General features: G+C 45.2%; 6 protein-coding genes and 1 tRNA gene. 3 read left to right on the forward strand and 4 right to left on the reverse strand.

What is annotated here, in order from left to right:
- The first annotated feature begins 531 nt into the window (after positions 1 to 531).
- A complete protein-coding gene (gene gpmM / locus R7E78_RS18290; RefSeq protein ID WP_005381471.1) occupies positions 532 to 2,064 on the forward strand; it encodes a 2,3-bisphosphoglycerate-independent phosphoglycerate mutase in 1,533 nt (510 codons plus the stop codon).
- Between the two features lie 86 nt (positions 2,065 to 2,150).
- Here gpmM and R7E78_RS18295 read toward each other — a convergent pair whose 3' ends face one another.
- The 4 genes from R7E78_RS18295 to rsgA form a co-directional block, all read right to left on the reverse strand.
- Positions 2,151 to 3,038 (reverse strand): DMT family transporter, encoded by an 888-nt coding sequence (locus tag R7E78_RS18295; protein ID WP_005386417.1) that lies wholly within the window; start codon positions 3,036 to 3,038, stop codon positions 2,151 to 2,153.
- 132 nt (positions 3,039 to 3,170) lie between these two features.
- Entirely contained in the window at positions 3,171 to 4,586 is a 1,416-nt protein-coding gene (locus R7E78_RS18300; RefSeq protein WP_104975656.1) for an SLC13 family permease, read from the reverse strand.
- Positions 4,587 to 4,752: 166 nt separating this feature from the next.
- Complete coding sequence (gene asd, locus R7E78_RS18305) at positions 4,753 to 5,610, reverse strand: archaetidylserine decarboxylase (RefSeq protein ID WP_149192324.1); 858 nt, start codon at positions 5,608 to 5,610, stop codon at positions 4,753 to 4,755.
- Between the two features lie 116 nt (positions 5,611 to 5,726).
- On the reverse strand, positions 5,727 to 6,791 hold the full coding sequence (rsgA, locus tag R7E78_RS18310; RefSeq protein ID WP_025768798.1) for a small ribosomal subunit biogenesis GTPase RsgA: 1,065 nt from the start codon (positions 6,789 to 6,791) through the stop codon (positions 5,727 to 5,729).
- 129 nt (positions 6,792 to 6,920) lie between these two features.
- On the opposite strand from rsgA, the gene orn reads away from it, so the two are divergent.
- On the forward strand, positions 6,921 to 7,466 hold the full coding sequence (gene orn, locus R7E78_RS18315) for an oligoribonuclease (RefSeq protein WP_017635574.1): 546 nt from the start codon (positions 6,921 to 6,923) through the stop codon (positions 7,464 to 7,466).
- 156 nt (positions 7,467 to 7,622) lie between these two features.
- Positions 7,623 to 7,695: transfer RNA gene (locus tag R7E78_RS18320), tRNA-Gly, on the forward strand.
- Positions 7,696 to 7,697 lie beyond the last annotated feature (2 nt).

The following is a 7,697-nucleotide window of genomic DNA, read 5'->3' on the forward strand; positions in this document are numbered from 1 at the left end:
CTGTTGGCGGAAAAATAAAGCAGGAGTATAGCGAGGTTACGGCTCTTAGGCGAGAGGGTTAAAATTTTCTAACGAATAATTGAGATCTCTATAAACCCTTTATGCCCTTACTATCCGTACATTTTGCTCTGGTAGCTTGATTGCTTTTGCCTATTGTACTTATCGGTTTAAGTGACTTCTGTTTTACTGAGAAAAGAGAACAATAGGTATTAACCCATCTTGTTTGATGTTGCTTTAAATTAGCGCTATTTCAAGTGCAAAAATAAGAATGAGAAGCGTAAGAAAACCGAACTTAGACTGGGGTGTACAAAGCGTATTAGAAATGACTATGCTTGTGGAACACGATTGTCGGCACTGACTCGTTGTTCGCTTAACTTGTAAGATAGCAACAATAAATCGCAAACATTATTTGATCTTAACCTACAGTTTTGGTTAAAAAGTGTAGTAAAATTACGCTAGTTTTGTTTCAAGGTTAGATAGGGCAGCGAGGCCCTACGCCAAAAGTTACTTAAATTTGATGAGGTCATCACTATGTCAGCTAAGAAGCCACTGGCTCTAGTTATCCTTGACGGTTACGGTTACCGTGAAGACACAGCAAGTAACGCAATTGCGAATGCGAAAACACCAGTAATGGATGCTCTGATTGCGAATAACCCACACACATTAATCTCTGCTTCAGGCATGGATGTTGGCCTTCCTGATGGTCAAATGGGTAACTCTGAAGTTGGTCACACTAACATTGGTGCAGGCCGCGTTGTATACCAAGACCTGACTCGTATCACTAAATCAATTGCTGATGGTGAGTTCGAACAAACGCCTGCGCTAGTTGAAGCAATCGACTCTGCTGTGAAAGCTGAAAAAGCAGTACACATCATGGGCCTGATGTCTCCAGGCGGTGTTCACTCTCACGAAGACCACATTTACGCTGCAGTTGAAATGGCAGCGGCTCGTGGCGCAGAGAAAATCTACCTACACTGCTTCCTAGACGGCCGTGACACACCACCACGTAGTGCTGAAAACTCACTACAACGTTTCCAAGACCTATTTGCGAAACTAGGTAAAGGCCGCGTTGCTTCTCTAGTAGGTCGTTACTACGCAATGGACCGTGACAACAATTGGGATCGCGTCCAAGTTGCTTACGATCTTCTAACTCAAGCTAAAGCTGAGTTCACAGCAGAAACGGCAGTTGCAGGTCTAGAAGCGGCTTACGCTCGTGAAGAAAACGACGAATTCGTTAAAGCAACAGCTATCAAAGCAGAAGGTCAAGAAGACGCAATCATGCAAGATGGTGATGCGGTTATCTTCATGAACTACCGTGCTGACCGTGCACGTCAAATCACTCGTGCATTCGTTCCTGCATTTGACGGCTTTGAGCGTGCAGTATTCCCAGCAATCAACTTTGTGATGCTGACTCAATACGCGGCTGATATCCCTCTAGCTATCGCATTCCCACCTGCGTCTCTAGAAAACACTTACGGTGAGTGGCTATCTAAACAAGGTCAAACTCAGCTACGTATCTCTGAAACAGAGAAATACGCACACGTGACTTTCTTCTTCAACGGTGGTGTTGAGAACGAATTTGAAGGCGAAGAGCGTCAATTGGTTGCTTCTCCAAAAGTTGCAACGTACGACATGCAGCCTGAAATGAGCTCTCCAGAACTAACAGATAAGATGGTTGCGGCTATTAAGTCTGGTAAGTTCGATACCATCATCTGTAACTACCCGAACGCAGATATGGTTGGTCACACTGGCGTTTATGAAGCGGCTGAGAAAGCAATCGAAGCTCTAGATGAAAGCGTGGGTAAAGTGGTTGAAGCAATCAAAGAAGTTGGCGGTCAACTATTGATCACTGCGGACCACGGTAACGCAGAAATGATGATCGACCCTGAAACTGGCGGCATCCACACTGCTCACACTAACCTACCAGTGCCTCTAATCTATGTAGGTGACAAAGCGGTTGAATTCAAAGAAGGCGGTAAACTGTCTGACCTTGCACCAACCATGCTTTCTCTAGCTGGTCTAGAAATCCCAGCAGAAATGACGGGTGAAGTATTAGTTAAATAAATAATTAACTAACGGTTCCGAATGATAAAAGCCCGAGTTTAAACTCGGGCTTTTTTGTATCTGGCAATAAGGGCTGGTCTGTAAGGTTACTGAACCAAAATGCCAGCACCAATCACAGCTAGGGCTGCGCCCAACCATGCAAATCGGTTTGGTCGGCGTTTAGTGTAAATCCAGAGCAGTGGTAGCAACATAATTGGCGTGGTTGAAGATAGAAGTGCAACCATACCTACATTTCCTTCTTGCAGTGCGTATAAGATTAGCGTCATGCCGACGGCCATCGCCAAGAAACCATTAAGCGCAGTAATACCAAATATGCGCCAAGTAATGTGTTGCGTCGAGCGAGCGACTTTGACTCCTAGAATTAACAACATGCTGTGGGCGAAAAAGGCACTGATCATTCGAATAGCAGAAGCCGCAACTGGGTCAATACTGGTTTGCATTACTGGCTTGGCGATGATGCCGCCCAATGCTTGGCACATTGCTGCGGTTAAGCCAAGTCCAATACCCACCCAGATGTTACCTTTAATGTCTTCCAAGACGTTATTCACTTGACCTCTTCGGCCAAAGAATATCGCCATCACCACGCCGCTAAATACCAATGATGCGCCCAGTAGTTCTATTGTGGTCATGACTTCGCTAAATAAGAAGTAGCCCAAGATGGCAGAGAACACGGCGTGGCAAGAGAAGAGTAACCCGGCTTGTCTTGGCCCCATACGATTCAAACACGCGAATAGAGCGGTATCGCCAATAAAAATACCAATCAGTCCTGAGGCCATCATTGGCGTTACATGTTCCCAAGAAACCGTTAACCAGCCGCCAGTTATCCAGGCCATTGTTGATAAGATCACGGCTGTGCAGCCCATACGCCAGCGGCTGTAAGAAAATGCGCCTAGGTGTTGTGCAGGAATGACCGAAATTAGGCTAGAAACTGCCCACAGAAAAGCGGCGCATAAAGCAAGCCATTCGTAACCCATGATGTGTCGACGTCCTTGTAGAGTAGAGGAGTCTTAATATGCACGAAATTTATGGGATGTAAAAGCCGCTCTGTAAGGGCAGTAGCTGGAGAGCAGCTCCATGACAACACGCTTTTTCATGGAGCTCTTCGATTAAAACAGTACCAAAACTGCGCCATACACGATAAGTAGACCAATCAAACCAAGAATCAGCCCCACTTTCGCCATGTCTTTGCTCTCGATGAGGCCTGTTGAATAAGCCAAAGAGTTTGGTGGTGTGGAAACCGGTAAGATCATGCCAAGTGATGCGGAGAAGGCGACGACAACCAGTAAACCTTGTAGGCCACCAACCGCAATAAGGCTTGGCATGGATGTACCAATAGCGGCAGCAATAGGCATCAATAAGTTTGCCGTTGCGGTATTAGACATAAAGTTCGCCATTAACCAGCACACTACCGATAGGGCTAAAACAACGGCAAATGGTGATAGCAGGCTGTAATCAATGGCGTGCGCTAATGCTTCGGCTAAGCCCGTTTTGTCTAAGGCAATGCCAATTGCTATACCACCGGCAACTAGCCATAAAACATCCCAGTTAATCAGCTTGAGCTCTTCTTTTCCCATAATGCCCGTTAACGTGAACACTGCTAGTGGGATAATCGCGACAACGTATGTATTCATGCCATGCACTTTCGTTGTCATCCAAAGCAAAATGGTTAGTGCAAAAGTGATGTAGACGACGATCGCACGCCAGCTCCTTTTGAATGTACCATCTAGCTTTAGTTTCATTTCTGGTTCGCTAGACGGAAACAGCTTTTGCAACAAGAACCAAGCTACAGTGAGTTGTACCAACACAAAGGGTAGACCCATTGTCATCCACGATAGGAAGTCTATCGCGTTTTCCCCAGTGAGATATTGAAGCGCTATCGCATTAGGTGGCGTGCCTATCGGAGTCGCAATGCCGCCTGTATTCGCGGCAATTGGAATACACAACACCAGTGCTTTAATGCCTAAATCCCCTTTAGGTGCTGAAGCGACGATGGGGCCAAGCAGGGCTAGCATCATCACGGTCGTGGCAGTATTGGACATAAACATTGAAAAAACGGCGGTAATTAACATCAAGCCCAGCATTATGAACTTAGGTTGTGTGCCGAATGGTTTTAATAGAACTCGGGCGAGGTTGTTGTCGAGCTCGTATTTGGAAGCCGCAATCGCGAGAGCAAAACCACCCATAAAAAGAATAATGATCGGTGAAGAGAAGGCCGAGAAAATATCGGTGTAAGCAATTAACTCTCCTAAATCATGCCCCGCTGGTGGATTGCGAAATAGATGCAAACCTTTATCCGATATCATGATCAGTTCAAGAGCGATAATAAGAATGGACGTAGCAAAAACGGGAACCGGCTCGAGAACCCAAAGTAGAGCAGCAAGAAGAAAAATAGCCAACAGGCGATGCTGAATTAAAGTGAGATCGTCAATAGGAATAGCATCAATCGGCATCATCAAAACACCGAGCGGAATTAAAAAGCACACCAGCAATTTCGCCAACGTGTTTACACTCATCTTTGGCATTGGCTGCCCCTCTAAATATTCATTCTAAGCGCAGGATAATTGATTGTGGAATGAGGGTCTTAGAGGCAGGTATGAGTTTGAGAAATAGAGGCTAAATTTCGAACGGAGTTTTGCTTTTTATCAATAAAAAGAGCCCTTAATAAAGGGCTCTTTAACGGTGTTTTACTTATTTTTTCAAGGCGTAAGGTGTGCCCATAACGGTTGGCTTACCGTTTTCCATGCTTGCGTCAAACTCAATCGCGTCTTTGGCAAACAGGTTAATAACAGTAGAACCCAGTTTGAAGCGGCCCATCTCTTCGCCTTTTTTCAAGATCACGGCCTTGTCACCCTCTGCTGGGTAATTCCATTTGTAGACAGTGTTTCCACGAGGCGGAGTGATCGTGCCAGCCCATACTTGCTCAATGCTACCAACAATTGTCGCACCAACAAGCACCTGTGCCATTGGACCAAACTCAGTATCGAAGATACACACCACACGCTCGTTACGTGCAAATAGGTTCGGTACGTTTTCTGCTGTCAGAGGGTTTACTGAGAACAGGTCACCTGGTACGTAAATCATTTGGCGCAGAGTGCCGTCACATGGCATGTGTACACGGTGGTAATCGCGCGGAGATAGATACAATGTGGCAAAAGAACCATCTTTAAATTCGTCCGCTAAATTCGCGTCACCGCCCAGCAATTCTTGTGCTGAGAAGTGATGACCTTTTGCTTGGATAAGTTGACCATCTTCAATAGGGCCAAACTGGCTAACACAAGCGTCGGCTGGATGAGTGATGACGTTTTCGCCTTCAGAAATTGGGCGTGCGCCTTCTTTTAGCTCACGAACGAAAAACTCGTTGAACGTTTTAAAATGCTTAGGATCTGAGTGCTTTGCCTCATCCATATTCACATTGTATTGTTTGATAAACCAACGAATAACTGCTGTTGTTAGACCGCCAGCTTTTGCTGAAGCCAGTTTACCCATTAGGCGAGTGAGGCCGTGTTGTGGGATCCAGTACTGCAGTCCAACTTTAAACTTGTCCATCTTTAATTCCGATACTTCTGTTAGATTCGCGCTTTAGGGCGCGTGATGTTACTGAAATTTAATTTGCTTGTCAGTATTAGGTGAAGACTTTTTACACAGTTACAGCCTTAACTCAATTACAGATCGGCTTTTTTATTACGTGAATACTGACGATTTGCTTTGTTTTCAACCATGCTTTCCAAAATGCGATGATAGTTTTCAAAGCGAGTTTCGTTAATTTCCCCGTTCTCGACAGCTTCGCGTAGAAGGCAGCCTGGGTCATCATTGTGTTTACAATCTCGGAACTTGCAACCGCCTAAATATGGTCGAAATTCAACGAATGCTTTTGTTACTTCTTCTGCTTCCAAATGCCAAAGACCAAATTCACGTACTCCAGGTGAGTCGATCAAATCGCCACCCGTTGGAATGTGGTATAAACGTGCAGCCGTCGTGGTGTGTTGGCCCAAGCCAGAGTTCTCAGAGACTTCGCCTTCTTCCACTTCGCTCTCTAGTTCCGGCATTAACGCGTTGACTAAGCTGGATTTCCCTACGCCTGATTGACCAACAAAGATATTAATTCGGTCACGCAGCAGGGTTTCTAGTTCAGCAATGCCTTCTCCAGACTTCTTGCTGACCAGAAGCACTTTATAGCCAATGCGTTCATATTCTTTGAGCCATTCTTCATACATTGCACGATCATCGGCTTCTAGAAGGTCGACTTTATTTAAGACCAACAATGGCGCAATATTCAGTGTTTCTGATGCAACGAGATAGCGGTCAATAATATTTAGCGATAGCTCTGGTAATACCGAAGAGACAATGACCATTTGATCAATATTGGCTGCAACGGGTTTTAGGCCATCGTAATAATCTGGACGAGTGAGCACTGAAGAGCGAGGTTCTACCGCTTCAACAACACCAGAGATGCCCGCCATAGACTCCAATCCTTCGCGCCATAAAACACGATCGCCAGATACTAGAGACTCAATACCACGGCGGAGGTTACAGCGTTGAATTTCGCCTGTTTCAAGGTCTTCAATGTCCGCGTGCTGACCAAAACGAGTGATCACGAGACCTTGCTTGCTGGCGCCTAGCATGTTTTCATCCCACTGGATGGACTCTTCTTGCTTCTTCAAACGCTTTTGTTGGTTGCTACGTACGCGTCGCACCTGACCTTTGGTTAACTTTTTCTTCTTTGCCACAATTCTGTACTTTATGTGAATTTACTCAAATGGTTGAGCCGTACTCTTGGCTCCGTGTATGAGTATCGTGTTTCTCGTATTTTGAGGTATAGTACCTCTTTTATCGATAAACAAATAGGCGGCGTAACCATGTCCTTTAGCGATCAAAACCTAATTTGGGTTGATTTAGAGATGACAGGGCTTGATCCTGAAACGCACAAAATCATCGAAATTGCTTCTATTGTCACGGATAGCGAACTAAATATTTTGGCTGAAGGTCCAGTGTTAGCGATTCATCAGCCGGAAGAAGAACTAGCGAAAATGGACGACTGGTGTACTAATACGCATACGGCAAGCGGTTTGGTTGAGCGCGTTCGAAACAGTCAAATCTCAGAACAAGACGCAGTCGCACAAACCATTGAATTTTTAGAAAAATGGGTACCGAAAGGGGCGTCGCCAATATGTGGTAACAGCATTGGGCAGGATCGTCGCTTTTTATACAAGCATATGCCTGAGTTGGAAGAGTTCTTCCATTACCGATATGTTGACGTTAGTACTCTTAAAGAACTAGCACGTCGCTGGCAACCTGAGGTGCTAAATGGGTTCACAAAACAGGGAACACATTTGGCCTTGGACGACATTCGTGAGTCCATCGCAGAACTTAAGTACTATCGAGGTACTATTTTCAAGATTTAACTGTTAAGGTTGCGATCCAAATTGTTGTAATTTATATCGCTTTTGATTGCTTTTTCGTCGTTCAGTAAAAAAATAAAGTTTTTTTGAAGGAAGGACTTGCATCACAAAAAAATGCTCTTATAATTCGCAGCCCTAAACAGCGGAAACGTTGTTGATGCGACACTAGCTCAGTTGGTAGAGCGCAACCTTGCCAAGGTTGAGGTCACGAGTTCGAACCTCGTGTGTCGCTCC

It is taken from the genome of Vibrio sp. YT-19(2023) (assembly GCF_033337395.1).